Annotated in this window: 14 protein-coding genes and 1 pseudogene; 8 read left to right on the top strand and 7 right to left on the bottom strand. The window is 74.3% G+C overall.

The window, feature by feature from the left end; translation table 11 throughout:
* Positions 1–17: 17 nt before the first annotated feature.
* A complete protein-coding gene (locus ACTWM8_RS21590; protein WP_446210628.1) occupies positions 18–1,355 on the top strand; it encodes a low temperature requirement protein A in 1,338 nt (445 codons plus the stop codon).
* A gap of 57 nt (positions 1,356–1,412) precedes the next feature.
* Here the strand turns inward: ACTWM8_RS21590 and ACTWM8_RS21585 are convergent, their stop codons facing one another.
* From ACTWM8_RS21585 to ACTWM8_RS21575, 3 genes are all read right to left on the bottom strand, one after another.
* Positions 1,413–3,239: an AMP-dependent synthetase/ligase gene (locus tag ACTWM8_RS21585; protein ID WP_446210627.1), complete on the bottom strand. Its 1,827-nt coding sequence runs from the start codon at positions 3,237–3,239 to the stop codon at positions 1,413–1,415.
* A gap of 138 nt (positions 3,240–3,377) precedes the next feature.
* Positions 3,378–4,319 carry a terpene synthase family protein gene (locus tag ACTWM8_RS21580; protein ID WP_446210626.1) on the bottom strand — a complete coding sequence of 314 codons (942 nt, stop codon included), beginning with the start codon at positions 4,317–4,319 and terminating at the stop codon, positions 3,378–3,380.
* A 127-nt stretch (positions 4,320–4,446) separates the two neighbouring features.
* Positions 4,447–5,076 (bottom strand): TIGR03085 family metal-binding protein, encoded by a 630-nt coding sequence (locus tag ACTWM8_RS21575; protein WP_446210625.1) that lies wholly within the window; start codon positions 5,074–5,076, stop codon positions 4,447–4,449.
* A 180-nt stretch (positions 5,077–5,256) separates the two neighbouring features.
* Between ACTWM8_RS21575 and ACTWM8_RS21570 the strand changes: the two genes are divergently transcribed.
* Both ACTWM8_RS21570 and ACTWM8_RS21565 read left to right on the top strand, forming a co-directional pair.
* Complete coding sequence (locus ACTWM8_RS21570; protein WP_446210624.1) at positions 5,257–7,134, top strand: ABC transporter ATP-binding protein; 1,878 nt, start codon at positions 5,257–5,259, stop codon at positions 7,132–7,134.
* Positions 7,135–7,189: 55 nt separating this feature from the next.
* Positions 7,190–8,989, top strand: a complete 1,800-nt coding sequence (locus ACTWM8_RS21565) for an ABC transporter ATP-binding protein (RefSeq protein WP_446210623.1) — start codon at positions 7,190–7,192, stop codon at positions 8,987–8,989.
* A 45-nt stretch (positions 8,990–9,034) separates the two neighbouring features.
* Here ACTWM8_RS21565 and rpsD read toward each other — a convergent pair whose 3' ends face one another.
* Entirely contained in the window at positions 9,035–9,646 is a 612-nt protein-coding gene (gene rpsD, locus ACTWM8_RS21560; RefSeq protein WP_446210622.1) for a 30S ribosomal protein S4, read from the bottom strand.
* Positions 9,647–9,715: 69 nt separating this feature from the next.
* Here rpsD and ACTWM8_RS21555 point away from each other — a divergent pair, with 69 nt between their 5' ends.
* Positions 9,716–10,465, top strand: a complete 750-nt coding sequence (locus ACTWM8_RS21555; RefSeq protein WP_446210621.1) for a DUF2470 domain-containing protein — start codon at positions 9,716–9,718, stop codon at positions 10,463–10,465.
* Between the two features lie 3 nt (positions 10,466–10,468).
* Here the strand turns inward: ACTWM8_RS21555 and ACTWM8_RS21550 are convergent, their stop codons facing one another.
* Genes ACTWM8_RS21550 through ACTWM8_RS21540 form a run of 3 tightly spaced genes read right to left on the bottom strand, consistent with a single transcriptional unit; the run spans position 10,469 to position 12,557 of the window.
* Entirely contained in the window at positions 10,469–11,065 is a 597-nt protein-coding gene (locus ACTWM8_RS21550; protein WP_446210620.1) for a TetR/AcrR family transcriptional regulator, read from the bottom strand.
* Positions 11,062–11,817 (bottom strand): ABC transporter permease, encoded by a 756-nt coding sequence (locus ACTWM8_RS21545; protein WP_446210619.1) that lies wholly within the window; start codon positions 11,815–11,817, stop codon positions 11,062–11,064. Before ACTWM8_RS21545 ends, ACTWM8_RS21550 begins: the two co-directional genes overlap by 4 nt.
* A complete protein-coding gene (locus tag ACTWM8_RS21540; protein ID WP_446210618.1) occupies positions 11,817–12,557 on the bottom strand; it encodes an ABC transporter ATP-binding protein in 741 nt (246 codons plus the stop codon). Before ACTWM8_RS21540 ends, ACTWM8_RS21545 begins: the two co-directional genes overlap by 1 nt.
* Before the next feature lie 106 nt (positions 12,558–12,663).
* Here ACTWM8_RS21540 and ACTWM8_RS21535 point away from each other — a divergent pair, with 106 nt between their 5' ends.
* The 4 genes and pseudogenes from ACTWM8_RS21535 (at position 12,664) to hisI (ending at position 15,459) form a co-directional block, all read left to right on the top strand.
* Positions 12,664–13,050: a MerR family transcriptional regulator gene (locus ACTWM8_RS21535; protein WP_446210617.1), complete on the top strand. Its 387-nt coding sequence runs from the start codon at positions 12,664–12,666 to the stop codon at positions 13,048–13,050.
* On the top strand, positions 13,047–14,051 hold the full coding sequence (locus tag ACTWM8_RS21530) for an aldo/keto reductase (RefSeq protein ID WP_446210616.1): 1,005 nt from the start codon (positions 13,047–13,049) through the stop codon (positions 14,049–14,051). Before ACTWM8_RS21535 ends, ACTWM8_RS21530 begins: the two co-directional genes overlap by 4 nt.
* Before the next feature lie 88 nt (positions 14,052–14,139).
* Positions 14,140–14,832, top strand: a pseudogene (locus tag ACTWM8_RS21525) (phosphoribosyl-AMP cyclohydrolase); the annotation flags it as partial.
* A gap of 216 nt (positions 14,833–15,048) precedes the next feature.
* Complete coding sequence (gene hisI / locus ACTWM8_RS21520) at positions 15,049–15,459, top strand: phosphoribosyl-AMP cyclohydrolase (RefSeq protein WP_373367499.1); 411 nt, start codon at positions 15,049–15,051, stop codon at positions 15,457–15,459.
* Positions 15,460–15,477: the final 18 nt, after the last annotated feature.

Genomic DNA, 15,477 nt, shown 5'->3' with positions numbered 1-15,477 from the left:
GCTGGGACACTGCGGGGGTGGGGGCAGCGGACCGGCGGCCGGGTGCGGCGGGCGGACGCCAACGGTGGACGCGCGCGGTCCGTCCCGGCGCACCCGGGTCCCGGACCACCCGGCTGGAGCTCTACTACGACGTCGTCTTCGTGTTCGCCTTCCTCACCGTCACCACGGTGACGTCGAGCCGGCCGTCGGGGCCCAACCTGATCGGCTGCCTGCTGGTGCTGTCGCTGCTCTGGTGGTGCTGGACCGGGTTCGCCACGGTCGGCAACGCGGTCCGCACCGACCAGGGGGTGCTGCCGCTGATCGGCTTCGTCACCCTGGCCGCCACCTTCCTGCTCGCGCTGAGCATGCCCACGGCGTTCGTGGACCGGCCGGGCGGGTTGAACGGCCCGCTCGTCTTCGCCGGTTGCTACTTCCTGGTCCGGATGTCGCAGCTGTCGGTCCTCGGCTGGGTGGAGTGGCCCGACCCGGCCCGTCGCCGGCGGTGGCTGCTGCTGGCCAGCCCGCCGGTGATCGCGACCGCGCTGCTGGTGACCGCCGCTCTGGTGCCGCACCGGGTCGCCGACGACCCCGCCGAGGGGTGGCTGCGGCTGCTGCTGTGGTCGTCGGCGCTCCTGGTCGAGTACGGGGTGGGCGTGCTGCTGGGTGGCGCCTACTGGGCGGTGCTGTCGGCCGGGCACTGGGCGGAACGGCACGCGCTGATCGTGCTGGTCGCGCTCGGCGAGTCGGTCATCGCGCTGGGCTTCGGCCCGCGGTTCGTCACCGAGTTGCCGCTGACCTGGCCGGTGATGGTGGCCGCGGTGCTCGGCATCGCGGTCGTCTCGGCGCTGTGGTGGGCCTACTTCGACACCCTGGCCCTGGCGATGGAGCAGGCGCTGCACGGCACCCGGGAACCCGCCGCCCGGGCGCGCCTCGCCCGGGACGCGTACACCTACCTGCACCTGCCGCTGATCGCCGGGATCATCTTCGTTGCCCTCGGGCTCAAGGACATGCTGGCCGAGGCGGCGGACCCGAGCACACCGCCCTGGGGTGAGCCGCTGGGCGGGTTCTGGGTGCTGGTGCTGCACGGCGGGGTGGCCGTCTACCTGCTCGGCCTGTTCGGGCTGGGGTGGCGGGCGTGGGACGAGGTGCGGTGGGTGCCGCTGGCGACGGTGGTGCTGCTCGCGGCGCTCGGGCCGCTGTCCAGCCGGGTGCCGGAACTGGTCGAGCTGGGGCTGCTGGCACTCGTCTGCGTCGCCTCCACCGGGGCGCAGACGATGGTCGACGGCCCGCGCCGGCGCCGGACCCGGCAGGTGGCGCTGGCGGAGCAGGAGGCGTCGGAGGCCGAGCAGAGCAGGTGGCGGGGCGAGCACCTGTGAGCGGACGGCCCGGGTGGCCGTGCCCGGCGAGGAACCGGCCACGGCCACCCGAGGCGGTCAGAGCTCGGCCAGCGTGCCCTCGTACATCTTGTCGATCTCGGTGGCGAAGTTGGTCTCCACGCCGCGTCGCTTGATCTTGAGAGACGGGGTGATCTCGCCGTGCTCGATGGTCAGGTCGCGCCGCAGGATGGTGACCTTCTTGATCGTCTCCCACCGGTTGAGCTTCGCGTTGAGCTGCGCGACGTACTCCTCGACCATGGCCTTCGCCTCGGGGGAGGCCACGACCTCGGCGTAGTCCCGGCCCTCCAGCGGGCCGCCGGCCGTCCAGCCCTTGATCGCGTCCGGATCCAGGGTGACCAGCATGGTGCAGTAGTTGCGGGCCTGGCCGATCACGATGGCCTGCGAGGTGTACGGGCAGATCGCCTTGAACATGCCCTCGATGTGCGACGGGGCGATGTACTTGCCGCCGGAGGTCTTGACCAGGTCCTTCTTGCGGTCGGTGATCCGCAGGTAGCCGTCGTCGTCGAGGCTGCCGATGTCGCCGGTGCGGAAGAAGCCGTCCTCGGTGAACGCGGCCTTCGTCTCCTCGGGCAGGTTGTGGTAGCCGCGCATCACCGGCGTGCCCTTGACCAGGATCTCGCCGTCGGTGTCGATCCGGCACTCCAGGTCGCCCATCGCCCTGCCGACGGTGCCGATGCGCAGCCCCTCCGGCGGGTTGACGAAGTTGCCGGCGCTGGTCTCGGTCAGGCCGTACCCCTCGGAGATGGGCAGGTTCGCGGCGGCGAAGAAGGTGGCGATCTCCTTGCTCAGCGGCGCCGCGCCGGAGACCAGCACCCGCATCTGGCCGCCGAGGCGGGCCTGGAGCTTGCTGAAGACCAGCTTCTCGGCCAGCGCGTACTTCAGCTTCAGCCCGGCCGGGACCGGCTGGCCGGCCTGCTCCAGCGCGACCTTCTCCTTGCCGACGCGGACCCCCCAGGCAAAGATCTTCGCCTTCGCGCCGCCGGCGCTCTGGGCCGTGGTGACCGCCTTGTTGTAGACCTTCTCGAAGACCCGGGGCGCGCCGCACATCAGCGTCGGCCGGACCACGCTGAGCAGGTCGACCAGCTTGTCGATCCGCCCGTCCACGTACGTCGGCAGGCCGACGTGGGTGGCGCCGCAGAGCAGCGTCTTGCCGAACGAGTGCGACAGCGGAAGCCAGAGGTACTGCAGGTCGTCGTCGCGCAGCAGCCCCATCTCGGCCTGCGCCACGCCCTCCCAGCACCAGCCACCGTGCAGCAGCTCGACGCCCTTGGGCCGGCCGGTGGTGCCCGAGGTGTAGATCAGGGTGGCCAGGTGCTCCGGGCCGATCGGGGCGACGAGCCGCTCGATCAGGTCCGGCTCGGCCGCCAGCGCCGCCGCGCCCTGCTCCTCCAGCTCCGCGAGGGTGAGCTGGGGTACGGCCGCGGCCGGGTCGACGGCACCGTCGAAGAGCACCACGTGGGTGAGCGCGGGCAGCTCCGCGCCGGCGATCTTGGCAGCCTGGGCCGGGTTCTCGGCGAAGAGCACCCGGGAGCCGGAGTCGGCGATGATGTAGACCGCGTCCTCGGGCTCGGTGGTGGGGTAGACCGTGGTGGTCGCGCCGCCGGCGCACATGATGCCGAAGTCGGCGATCACCCAGTCCAGCCGGGTGTTGGCCAGGATCGCCACCGGATCCTCCTGGCCGACGCCCAGTACGTGCAGGCCGGCGGCGACCGCCTTGGCCTGCTGTCCGACCTGCTCCCACGTCAGCCAGACGGGGCCGGAGTCGTCCGGGCCCGGGTGGGCGAACGCGTGCCGGTCGGGGGTGGCGGCCACGCGCTTGAGGAACATGTCGGGAATGGAACGGTACGGTACATCGAGAGCCATCGCTGTAGCCGCCTTCAGGGGGTGGATGGGCGTGACGGGGGTCACGCCGTTCTGCGGTTACCGAAGAGTATTGCCTGCACCGGGGCATCGGCTAGCCCCGAAAGCTGTGAGCCGACTGTGTCTCGCGAGGTGGAACGCTCAGGCGTACCGGACGGCCCGCAGCGACCAGTCGTAGGTGGCCCGGATCCAGGACCGGCGGACCTCCAGGAAGGGTGCCAGGTCCGGATCACCCGCCAGCGCCGCCTCGCCGACGAGATAGCGGTCCAGCCGGTCGTTGAACAGTCCGGCCGCGGTGCGGACGGCGGTGTCGACGTCCTGCCCGGTACGGGCCGCGATGACGGTGACCAGGTTGTGCGGGTCGGGCGCGCCGCGCAGCTCCTTGCGGTGCGAGAAGAGGTCGTTGCACCAGCAGACCAGGTCGGTGGTGAGGTCGTCGAGGGCGAGCACCGCCGGGTCGGTGCGTCCTCCCGGGCCCGGCCGGACGTCGTACGCCAGGTCGGTCAGGGTGAGGCTGGGGCGTACGCCGCCGGTGTGCCGGCGCAGCTGGAGATACTCGGTCAGCTCCGGCACCCGCCGGTGCTGCCGGTTGGCCGCCTCCCAGAGCAGGGCCAGCAGGTACTCCCGCAACTGGGCCACCAGCCGCAGCAGCAGCGCCGGGCGGCGGTGCTCGCGTACCCGCCGGCAGATGTCGGCCAGCGCGACGCCCAGCGGCCCGACGGCGGGCGCCGCCCCGCCGTCGGCGCCGTGCCGGTCGAGGACGTCCAGCAGCGCGCCGACGGTCGGCGCGAGCCGGCCCGGCTCGGCCCCGAGGTCGTCCTCGTCGCAGCTGTCGTCCATGACGAACAGCCAGGTGATCAGGTCGGTGAGCAGCCGCAGCCGGTCCACCGGCGCCCCTGGGCAGGCCCGGCCGGCGAGTTCGGCGGCGTCGGCGGCCCGCAGCCGGTGCCAGCGCGGTTCGTCCTCCACCAGCCCGAGGCTCCGGGCCCAGGTCAGGCTCTCCGCGGCGACCCGGCCGGTGGCGGAATGCCGCCGGGCGAGGAAGGGGGGCTCGTGCAGTCCGGACCCGGCGATGCCGCGCATGGTGCCCCCTGTCCGCCGCCCGGAACGGGATCGGCGCGCAGAAGAGTACGACACCTCACATCGGCGGGAATCGCTGGGCGCGCAGGGTGGGAGAACCGCTCCCGACCGGTTCCGCGACCCCGGGAGGTCAGAGACCGAGCGAGGCGTGGCGGAGCCGGTCGGCGAGGGAAGCGGAGCCGTCGACCTGGACCCGGGCCACCCGCTGCCGGCCCGAGAGGAAGAGCGCCAGCTCGCCCGGCGACCCGACCAGCCGGAGCCGTTCGCCGCCCCGACCCACCGACAGCTCGCCGTGACCGGGCGCCTGCACCAGCAGGTCGGCCGGGAACCGGCGCAGCGCCGCCCGGGCCATCAGGGAGGCCGGCTTCCACAGCCGCGCCCGCAGGCCGGCCGGCAGGTCACGCGGCTGCCATCCCGCCGCGGCCCGCCGGACGTCCTCGTGGTGGATGAAGAACTCCAGGGTGTTGGCCAGCTCGTCGGTGAGCGGGTTGCTCACCGGGCTCCACAACGGCGGGCGGCGCACCAGGCCGACCAGCTCCGCCCAGGGGCGGGCGGCGACCCGCCGGCGCACCCGCTCGGCGTACCCGCGCAGCGGCGGCAGCACGATGCCGCCGGCGGCGTCCGGGCGACGCTCGCGCACCACCAGGTGGGCGGCGAGGTCGCGGGTCGTCCACCCCTCGTTGACGGTCGGTGCGTCCGGTCCCAGCTCCAGCATGAGATCGGCGAGCGCCTCGCGCTCCGATCGGGCGTACCGCGGCATGAGGGTGATCGTAGGCGCGCCGGCCGGTGTCGGCGCGCCGGAGCGCGGGCCGCTATGACCGGGGCGCGCCGGAGTGTGCCAGAGCGCACGTGACGGCGGACATACCGGGTCCGGGTCGGCGGAGGTGGCTGGGAGCGGTAAGGATGAGGGGGAACAGGGCGGCTTACGGCGGGGGACAGTGTGGCGAGCGGGACAAGTCGGGACGTGCTCGGCAGGGGGCTGTCGGTCCTCGGCCGAGCGATCCGGGAACAACCGCGGATCTTCGCGGTAGCGGTGAGCGGCAGCGTGCTCTTCGGCCTCATGGTCATCGCCAGCGCGTACGTGGTGGGCGCGGTGGTCGGCGACGTGGTGGTGCCGGCCATCGCCCGCGGCTCCGTCGGGACGGGCGCGCTGGCCCTGGCCGCGGCGGCGCTGTTCGGCATCAGCGTGCTGCGGGTGGTGGGCATCTTCGGCCGCCGGCTCGGCGCCGGCTACATGCAGTTCCGCCTCCAGGCCGCCTACCGGCGCCGGGTCACCCGGCGCTACCTCGACCTGCCGCTGGCCTGGCACCAGCGCAACGCCACCGGCACCCTGCTGTCCAACGCCAACTCGGACGTGGAGGCGGCCTGGTACCCGATCGCCCCGCTGCCCTTCGCGGTCGGCACCCTGGTCATGCTGGTCGGGGCGGTCGTCTCGCTCTTCCTCACCGACTGGGCGCTGGCCCTGGTCGGGCTGGCCGTCTTCCCCGCGCTCTTCGCGCTCAACGTGGTCTACTCCCGGCGGATGGCGCCCCGGCAGGCCCGCGCCCAACGGCTGCGCGCCGAGGTCAGCGGCATCGCCCACGAGAGCTTCGACGGCGCCCTGGTGGTCAAGACGATGGGCCGCGAGGCCGAGGAGACCGCCCGGTTCTCGGCCCGCGCCGGCGAGCTGCGCGACGCGCTGATCTCCGTCGGCCGGCTGCGCGGCGTCTTCGACCCGTTGCTGGAGACCCTGCCCAGCCTCGGCACCCTCGCCGTGCTGGTGGTCGGGGCGTTCCGGCTGGGGGCGGGCGCGATCAGCGTCACCGAGCTGGTCAGCGTCGCCTTCCTCTTCACCGTGCTGGCCTTCCCGGTGCGCGCCATCGGCTGGGTCCTCGCCGAGCTGCCGCGCAGCGTCGCCGGCTGGGACCGGGTCCGCCGGGTCCTGGACGCCACCGGCGAGATGCCGTACGGCGAGCGTCGGCTCGACCCGGCCGAGCCGACACCCGCCACGCTGGCCTTCGCCGACGTCTGCTTCGGGTACGAGCCGGCCGAGGCGCACCTGCCCGGCACGGAGGTGCTCGGCGACGTCACCTTCACCGTGCCGGCCGGGAAGACGGTCGCCCTGGTCGGCCCGACCGGCGCCGGCAAGTCCACCATCGCCTCGCTGGCCGTGCGCCTGGTCGACCCGCGCGCCGGCACGGTGGCCCTGGATGGCGTCGACGTGCGTGAGCTGGCCGCGGACTCGCTGGCGGCGACGGTCGCCCTGGTCGCCCAGGTGCCGTTCGTCTTCGACGACACCGTGCGGGCCAACATCACCCTGGACCGGCCGGGCATCGGCGACGAGGACGTGTGGGCCGCGCTGCGGCTGGCCGAGGCGGACGGCTTCGTCGCCGCGCTCCCCGAGGGGCTGGACACCATGGTCGGCGAGCGGGGCACCTCGCTCTCCGGCGGGCAGCGGCAGCGCCTCACCCTGGCCCGGGCGCTCGCTGGCCGGCCCCGGCTGCTGGTGCTCGACGACGCGACCAGCGCCGTCGACCCGAGGGTGGAGGCGGCCATCCTGGCCGGGCTGCGCGCCCCGACCGGGGGGCAGGGCGCCGCCGCGTCGATCCTGGTGGTCGCGTACCGGCGGGCGACCATCGCCCTCGCCGACGAGGTGATCTACGTGGAGCAGGGGCGGGTGGTGGCCCGGGGCACGCACACCGAGCTGCTCGCCACCGTGCCCGGCTACGCCGATCTGGTGACCGCGTACGAGCAGGCCGAGCACGAACGCGAGCAGAACCGCACGTACGACGAGGTCGCGCCGCTGACCTCGGGCCTGGAGATCGAGGTGGACCGGTGAGCGCGAGGAGTGCAGCGGAGCGGAGCCCCGCAGTCGCGAACGAAAGGTCGGCCCGGTGAGCGCGACGACCGTGGAGCCGGAGCGGCGCGAGGAGCCGCAGGAGCGCCCCGAGACGACCTGGCGGACGCTGCGACGCGGGCTGGCGCTCTCCCCGGAGCTGCGGACCGGGCTGGCCGGCACCCTGGCGCTGGCCCTGGTGTACATGGTCGGCCGGGTGGCCGTGCCGGTCGCCGTGCAGCGGGGCATCGACGGCGGCATCGTCGGCGGCCTGGACCTGGCCGTGGTGTGGCGGGTGGTCGCGATCACCGCGGCCGTGCTGGTGGTCACCACCACCTGCGGCTACCTGATGATGCGCCGGCTGTTCACGGTCAGCGAGACCGCGCTGGCCAACGTCCGGACCCGGGCGTTCCGGCACGTGCACGACCTGTCGATGCTGCACCAGCAGTCCGAGCGGCGCGGGTCGCTGGTCTCCCGGGTGACCAGCGACGTCGACCAGATCACCCAGTTCCTCCAGTGGGGCGGCGTGATCCTGATCGTCAACCTCGGTCAGCTCCTGGTCACCACGGCCGTGATGCTGGCGTACTCCTGGCAGTTGACCCTGGTGGTGCTCGCCGCCTTCGCGCCGGCGGTGCTGGTGATCCGGCTGCTCCAGCGCCGGCTCGGCGCCGCCTACGGGGTGGTCCGGCAGCGGATGGGCACCCTGCTCGGCACCATCGCCGAGAGCGTGGTCGGCGCGCCGGTGATCCGGGCGTACGGCATCGCGGGGCGCACCGCCCGGCGGCTCGACACCGCGATCGAGGGGCAGCAGCACGCCCAGCAGCGGGCGATCCGGATCAGCATCCTGGGCAGCTCGGTGGGGGAGCTGGCCGCCGGCGTGGCGCTGGCCGGCGTGGTGGTCCTCGGGGTGCTGCTCGGCGTGGACGGCTCGCTCTCCATCGGCCAGCTCACCGCGTTCCTGTTCCTGGTCACGCTCTTCATCCAGCCGGTGCAGATCGCCACCGAGGTGCTCAACGAGGCGCAGAACGCCATCGCCGGCTGGCGTCGGGTGCTGGACGTGCTCGACGTCGCGCCGGACGTGGCCGACCCGGGCGAGCAGGGACGGGAGCTGCCGCCGGGTCCGCTGGACATCCGCTTCGCCGGGGTGACGTTCGCGTACCCGGGCGGGCCGCCGGTGCTGCACGACGTCACCCTGGACATCCCGGCGAAGAGCCGGGTGGCGGTGGTCGGCGAGACCGGCAGCGGCAAGACCACCTTCGCCAAGCTGCTCACCCGGCTGATGGACCCGACCGACGGGCAGGTGCTGCTCTCCGGGGTGCCGCTGGACCGGGTGCGGTTCGACTCGCTGCGCGCCCGGGTGGTGATGGTGCCGCAGGACGGTTTCCTCTTCGACGCCACGGTGGGCGACAACGTCCGCTTCGCCCGTCCCGAGCTGACCGACGCGGAACTCACCGCGGCCTTCACCGAGCTGGGGCTGGCCGACTGGCTGGACGGCCTGCCGTCGGGGCTGGCCACCGCGGTCGGCGAGCGGGGCGAGTCGCTGAGCGTGGGGGAGCGGCAGCTGGTGGCGCTCGCCCGGGCGTACGTGGCCGACCCGGACCTGCTGGTCCTCGACGAGGCCACCAGCGCCGTCGACCCGGCCACCGAGGTACGCCTGCAGCGCACCCTGGACGCGGTGACCCGCGGCCGGACCACCCTCGCCATCGCGCACCGGCTCTCGACCGCGCAGGCGGCCGACGAGGTGATCGTGGTGGACCGGGGCCGGATCGTGCAGCGCGGCCCGCACGACGAGCTGGTCCGCGACCCGGAGTCGGTCTACGCCCTGCTCTACGCCTCCTGGCTGGAGCAGACCCGCTGACCCGTTGAGCCGGATCCGGCGCGTCGCGCGCCGGATCCGGTCGGCTCACCGGGAGTAGTGCTCGACCACCAGCTGCTCGTCGCAGACCACCGGCACCTCGTGCCGGGCCGGCTCGCGCAGCAGGGTGGCCCGCAGGCCGGTCAGGTCGACCGACAGGTACGGCCGGCCGGGCCCCTCGTCCGCGTTCGCCCCGGTGGCGGCGAGCTGGAAGGGCGGCAGCTGCCGGCTGCGCTCGCGGACGGTGATCACCTGACCGGGCCGCAGCCGGTACGACGGCCGGTCGACCTTGCGCCCGTCGACGGTGAGGTGCCCGTGGGCGACCAGTTGCCGGGCCTGGTAGATGCTGCGGGCCAGGCCGGCGCGGTGCACCACCGCGTCCAGCCGCCGTTCCAGCAGCGCGACCAGCGTTTCGCCGGTCTTGCCGGCGCCCCGCGCCGCCTCGTCGAAGGCGCGGCGCAGCTGTACCTCGCTGACGTTGTACTGGTGCCGCAGCCGCTGCTTCTCCAGCAGCCGCACCTGGTAGTCGGAGGTGCGCCGGCGGGCCCGGCCGTGCACGCCCGGCGGGTAGGGGCGGCGTTCGAGGTACTGGACGCACTTGCGGGTCAGCGGGATGCCGAGGGCCCGGGAGAGGCGGGCCTTGGGGCGGGGGTGGTTCACGTGGACGTCTCCGCTCGGGTGTTCTAGGGTGCTACTTAGGTAAGCCTAACCTATGTAGGAGGTGCCCCGATGGGACCGAGCCCCGCCGAGATCATCCGCACCCTGGTCGCCGGTCGGCTCCCCGGTCTGATGCACCTCGCGCACCGCCCGGGCCCGTTCCACGTCCGGCACGCCACCGACCCGGAGGGACGGGTGCTGATGCTCGTGCCGGTGGTCAGCGACCTCGCCGCCGAGCTGGACCCCGGGGCCGACGACGACGTCGCCGTGGTGCTCGACGTGCTGGACCTGCCCCCGGCGCCGGGCGCGCCGTCGCTCGGCCGGGCCTGGGTCTCCGGCTGGGCGGCGCCGCTGCGCGGCGCGGAGGCCCGGCGCGGCGCGGCCGACTTCGCGGCCGTTGACCCGACCGGCGACCTGCTCGACGTCGGCACCCGGTTCCGGCTGCACCGGTTCGAGGTGGTCGAGGCCCGCCTGGAGGGCGCCGACTCCGTGCGCCGCGTCGATCCCGGGGAGTACGCCGCCGCCGAGCCGGACCCGCTGCACGCGCTCGAGCCCGAGCTGCTGGCCGACCTCACCGACCATCACGAGGCGCAGGTCACCGCGTACCTGCGCGGCCACCTCGACCTGACCGGCGGCCGGCCCCGGGTGGTGCGGCTGGACCGGTACGGCCTGGTGGTCGCGTACGGCGGGCCCGGCGACCGGCGGCGGGCCCGGCTGGCCTTCCCGCACCCGGTGGCCGACCCGGCGGAGCTGTCCCGGCTGCTGCACCCGATGCTCTGCCCGCGCGCGGCCAGCGCCCGACCGGCGGCCGACGGGCGCTGACGGTCAGGCCAGGTCGCCGGTGAGGTAGCGCTGCACCGTCGGGCCGACCGCCGCGACCAGGGTCTCCGGGTCCGCGGAGGCCACCGGCTCCAGCCGGATGACGTACCGCATCATGGCCAGGCCGGCCATCTGGGTGGCCACCAGCGAGCCGCGCAGCGGCAGCTCCGCCGGCGGGACGTCGAGGTGGTCGAGCACCCGGCGCAGCACCTGGGTGACCAGGAACTCGCGCAGCAGCCGGGCCGTCCAGTCGTTGTTCACCGCCGAGCGGAGCAGGGCCACCGCCGCCTTGCCGGCCGGCGAGTCCCACACCCCGAGGAACGTCTGGACCAGCCGCTCGCCGACACCGTCCACCCCGCCGGCCAGCACGACGGGGAGCAGCTCCGCCGGGTCCAGCGGGATCTCGACGGTGGCCCGGAAAAGCTCCTCCTTGCTGCCGAAGTAGTGGTGCACCAGGGCCGGATCGACCCCCGCGGCGGCGGCGATGACCCGGATCGAGGCCGCGTCGAAGCCGCGCTCGGCGAAGGTCGTCCGGGCCGCCGCGAGGATGGCCTGCCGGGTGTCCGGGTTGCCGGGGCGCCGGCCGGTGCGGCGCGGCGTCATCCGCTGCGCCGCCGCAGGGTCGCCGCCGCGAGCACCAGAGCCGCCACCGCCGCGCCGGCGACGATCGCCACGTCCCGCCACATGGTGCCGGTCGGCTCGGCGTGCGCGCCGACCTCCTGCAGGGCCTCGACCGCGTACGACAGGGGGAGCGCGTCGCTGACCGCCTGGAGCCAGCCGGCCATCTGGCCGCGTGGCACGAAGAGCCCGCAGAGCAGCAGTTGCGGGGCGACCACGACCGGCATGAACTGGACCGCCTGGAACTCGGTGCGGGCGAAGGCGCTGCAGAACAGCCCGAGCGCCACGGCCAGCACGGCGTTCAGCGCCGCGACCAGGATGACCAGCCCGGCGCTGCCGGCGGTCTCCATCCCGAGCAGCCAGTACGCCACGCCCGCGGCGATGGCCGCCTGCACCGCCCCGGCCAGCCCGAACGCGATGCCGTAGCCGAAGAGCAGGTCGAGCTTGTGCAGCGGCGTGGTGAGCAGCCGTTCCAGCGTGCCGGTGGTGCGCTCGCGCAGCATCGCGATGCTGGTCACCAGGAACATCACGATGAACGGGAAGAAGCCCAGCATGATCAGGGCGATCCGGTCGAAGGTCGACGGCTGCCCGGGGGCGGTGGGCTGGTCGGCGTACATGTAGTAGACCAGGGTCAGCAGCACCGTCGGCACCACCACCAGCAGCGCCACCGTGCGCTTGTCGTGCCGCAGCTGGCGCAGGATGCGCCCGACGGTGACCGCCAGAATCCTCGCACTCATCACGCCTCCTTGCCGACGGGCCGTTGGCCCGCCTCGCTCGACCGGATCAACCGCAGGAACGCCTCCTCCAGGTCGTCGACCCCGGTGCGCTCCCGGACCGCGTCGGGAGTGTCGTCGGCGACCAGCCGGCCCTCCCGGATCAGCAGCAGCCGGTCGCAGCGGGCCGCCTCGTCCATCACGTGGCTGGACACCAGCAGTGTCGTGCCGGCCGCCGCCATCTCGTGGAACTGGGCCCACAGGTCGGCCCGCAGCACCGGGTCCTGGCCGACCGTCGGCTCGTCGAGGATGACCAGCTCGGGGTCGCCGACCAGGGCGCAGGCCAGCGAGGCCCGGCTGCGCTGCCCGCCGGAGAGGGTGCCGACCAGCTGGGTGGCCGCGTCGGCCAGCCCGACGTCGGCGACCGCCCGGTCGGCGTCGGCCGCGTGCCGGCCCTGCAGCGCCGCGAAGTAGCGGGCGTTCTCCCGGACCGTCAGGTCGGCGTAGACGCTGGGCGCCTGGGTCAGGTAGCCGACCCGGCGGCGCAGGTCGGCCGAGCCGGCCGGCCGGCCCAGCACGGTGACCGTGCCCGAGTCGATCACCTGGACCCCCACCACCGCCCGCATCAGGGTGGTCTTGCCGCTGCCGCTGGGCCCGAGCAGCCCGGTCACCGAGCCCCGGGGGACGGTGCAGTCGATGCCGTGCAGCACCCTCCGCCGGCCCCGGTCGACGACCAGGTCGCGGACCGTGATCGCGTCCTCCACCGTCCACCTCCAAAACTCATCAGTTGTTGAACTCAACGCTAGATGAGATACCCGTACCGGCGCAACGGTTGACTTCGAGTGCTCTCGAACTGGAAGCCTGGGTGGCGTGGACATCAGCACGCAGGAACCGGCCCTCTCCGTGGGCGAGGCGGCGGCCCGGGTCGGCCTGACCACCTACACGCTGCGCTGGTACGAGCAGGAGGGGCTGGTCGCCCCGGTCGGCCGGGACTCGGCGGGGCGCCGCCGCTACACCGAGTCCGACCTGGACTGGCTGCTCCTGCTCACCCGGCTGCGCCGCACCGGGATGCCGGTCCGCGACATGCGCCGGTACGCCGAACTGGCCCGGCAGGGCGAACGCACGCTCGGCGCCCGGCGGGCCCTGTTCGAGGCGCACCGGGCCCGGGTGCTGGCCCGGATGACCGAACTGGAGGAGGACCTGAAGGTGCTCAACTACAAGATCGACCTCTACCGCAGGGCCGAGGAGGGTCGATGATCCGCCGCCGGATGGGGACCACCGGCCCCGAGGTCTCGGCCATCGGGCTGGGCTGCATGGGGATGAGCTTCGCCTACGGCGGTCGCGACGACGCGGAGTCCACGCGTACCCTGCACCGGGCCCTGGACCTGGGCGTCAACCACCTGGACACCGCCGACATGTACGGCGCCGGCGCGAACGAGCGGCTGCTCTCCCCGGTGGTGCGGGCCCGCCGCGACGAGGTCTTCCTGGCCACCAAGTTCGGCAACCGCACCAGCGGCGACAGCTTCGGCGGCACCGGAACCCCCGGCGCGTACGTCGACAGCAGCGCCGCCTGGGCCCGGGAGGCCTGCGACGCCTCGCTGGGCCGGCTCGGGATCGACACCATCGACCTGTACTACCTGCACCGGCGCGACCCGCACACCCCGATCGAGGAGACCGTCGGCGCGCTGGCCGAGCTGGTCGCGGCCGGCAAGGTCCGCCTGATCGGGCTCAGCGAGGTCAGCCCGGCGACGCTGCGGGCGGCGCACGCCGTGCACCCGGTCACCGCGGTCCAGATGGAGTACTCCCTGTTCACCCGGGACGTCGAGGGGGAGATGCTGGACACCTGCCGGGAGCTGGGGGTGGCGCTGGTGGCGTACTCCCCGGTCGGGCGGGGGCTGCTCACCGGGGCGATCAGCGGCCGCGATCAGCTCGCCGCCGACGACTGGCGGGCCGGCGTGCCGCGCTTCGCCGAGGGCAACCTCGACGCCAACCTGCGGCTGGTCGCGGCGGTGCGCGCGGTGGCCGAGGAGATCGGCTGCACCCCGGCCCAGGCCGCGCTGGCCTGGCTGCTGGCCCAGGGCGAGGACATCCTGCCGATCCCCGGCACCAAGCGGGTCCGCTACCTGGAGGAGAACGCCGCCGCAGCAGACATCCGGCTCACCCCGGAGCAGCGGGACCGGCTGGGCGCGGCGGTTCCCGCCGGCGCGGTGGCCGGCGAAAGGTATCCCGAGGCATCAATGCGGACGGTGGGGCACTAGCCCCCTGATCGGACACGGTGTCCGTCATCGGACACCGTGTCCGTCATCGGGCATTGCGGCCCGATCGGGCGCACGGCACGATGGCGCGGTGGATCACGCTCCGTTGTTGGCGGGCACCTTCTTCGACGACTGGGCGACCCGGCTGCGCGAGGGCGCCGAACGCCCCGTCGTCGGGATCCTGCTGCGCGGCAGCCACGCCCGACAGGCCGCCACCGCGCACAGCGACGTGGACTTCGACGTGCTCGTCGCCGACGACGACCGGCCCGCCCCGCCCACCCCGGGCACGACGGGCCGGTCCACCGGCCGCACCCCGTACGCCGCGCGGCAGGCGTACCTGGTCGAGGTGGACGGCCGGCTGGTGCACGTGTCGGTGGCCGCCCGCGACGTCCGCTCCTGGGTGGACCGGCTCGGCGAGCCGGCCGACTGGGCGTTCGGCCTGCCGGTCACCGCGCCGGTCCGGCTGCTCTGGGCGGAGGAGGGCTGGCGCCCCCGGATCGACCTGCCGGTGCTCTGCCAGCCCGCCGACGAGCCCCGGTTGGAGGAGCTGGTCGCCACCCTGGGCAAGGTGGCCGGCGCCCGCGCCGCCGACGACCAGCTCGGGGTACGCCTGGCCGCCGCCGACCTGGCCCGGCTCTGCCCCTCGGTGCTGCGGCTGGCCAACCCGAGCGTCCGGGTGGTGTCCCGGCGGGCCGCCTTCGCCGCCGCGCTCGCGCTGCCGGTCGCCCCGCCCGGCTACCGCGACGACATGCTGCTCTGCCTCGGGCTGCGCCCCGCCTCCACCGGCCAGCTCGGGGCCGCCGCGGCGCGCCTGGTCGCCGGGGTCGTCCCGCTGGTCCGCCCGTACGCCGACCGGGTCGCGGAGGTGGCCGGGCCCGACCTGGCCGCGGCGCTCGCCGACGGGCGGCTGGACCGCTACGTCGCTCAGCTCGCCCGGGCCGCCCGCCGGGGCGGGTACGCCCCGCAGGTCCCCGCACCGCGTGCGGGACAATGGGTCACTGTGCCCGTGACTGACTCTTCCCCGAGCGACGCCGACGCCGGCGCGGTGCGCGCGTCGCGCCTCGATCCGGCCATCGCCGCCCGGCTGCGCCGCACCCCCGACGGCCTGGTCGCCGCGGTGGTACGCCAGCACGACACCGGCGAGGTGCTGATGGTCGCCTGGATGGACGACGAGGCGCTGCACCGCACGCTGACCACCGGCCGGGCCACCTACTGGTCACGCAGCCGGCAGGAGTACTGGGTCAAGGGGGCCACCTCCGGTCACCACCAGTACGTCCGCTCGGTCGCACTGGACTGCGACGGTGACGCGCTGCTGGTCAGCGTCGACCAGGTGGGGGCGGCCTGTCACACCGGGCACCGCACCTGCTTCTTCACCGAGCTGCCGGTCAGCGGCGCGGGGACCCAGCGGTGAGCGCGGACAGCGGGGCGC

It is taken from the genome of Micromonospora sp. IBSANI012, from assembly GCF_052814045.1.
This window is presented reverse-complemented; position numbering and strand designations above follow the sequence as displayed.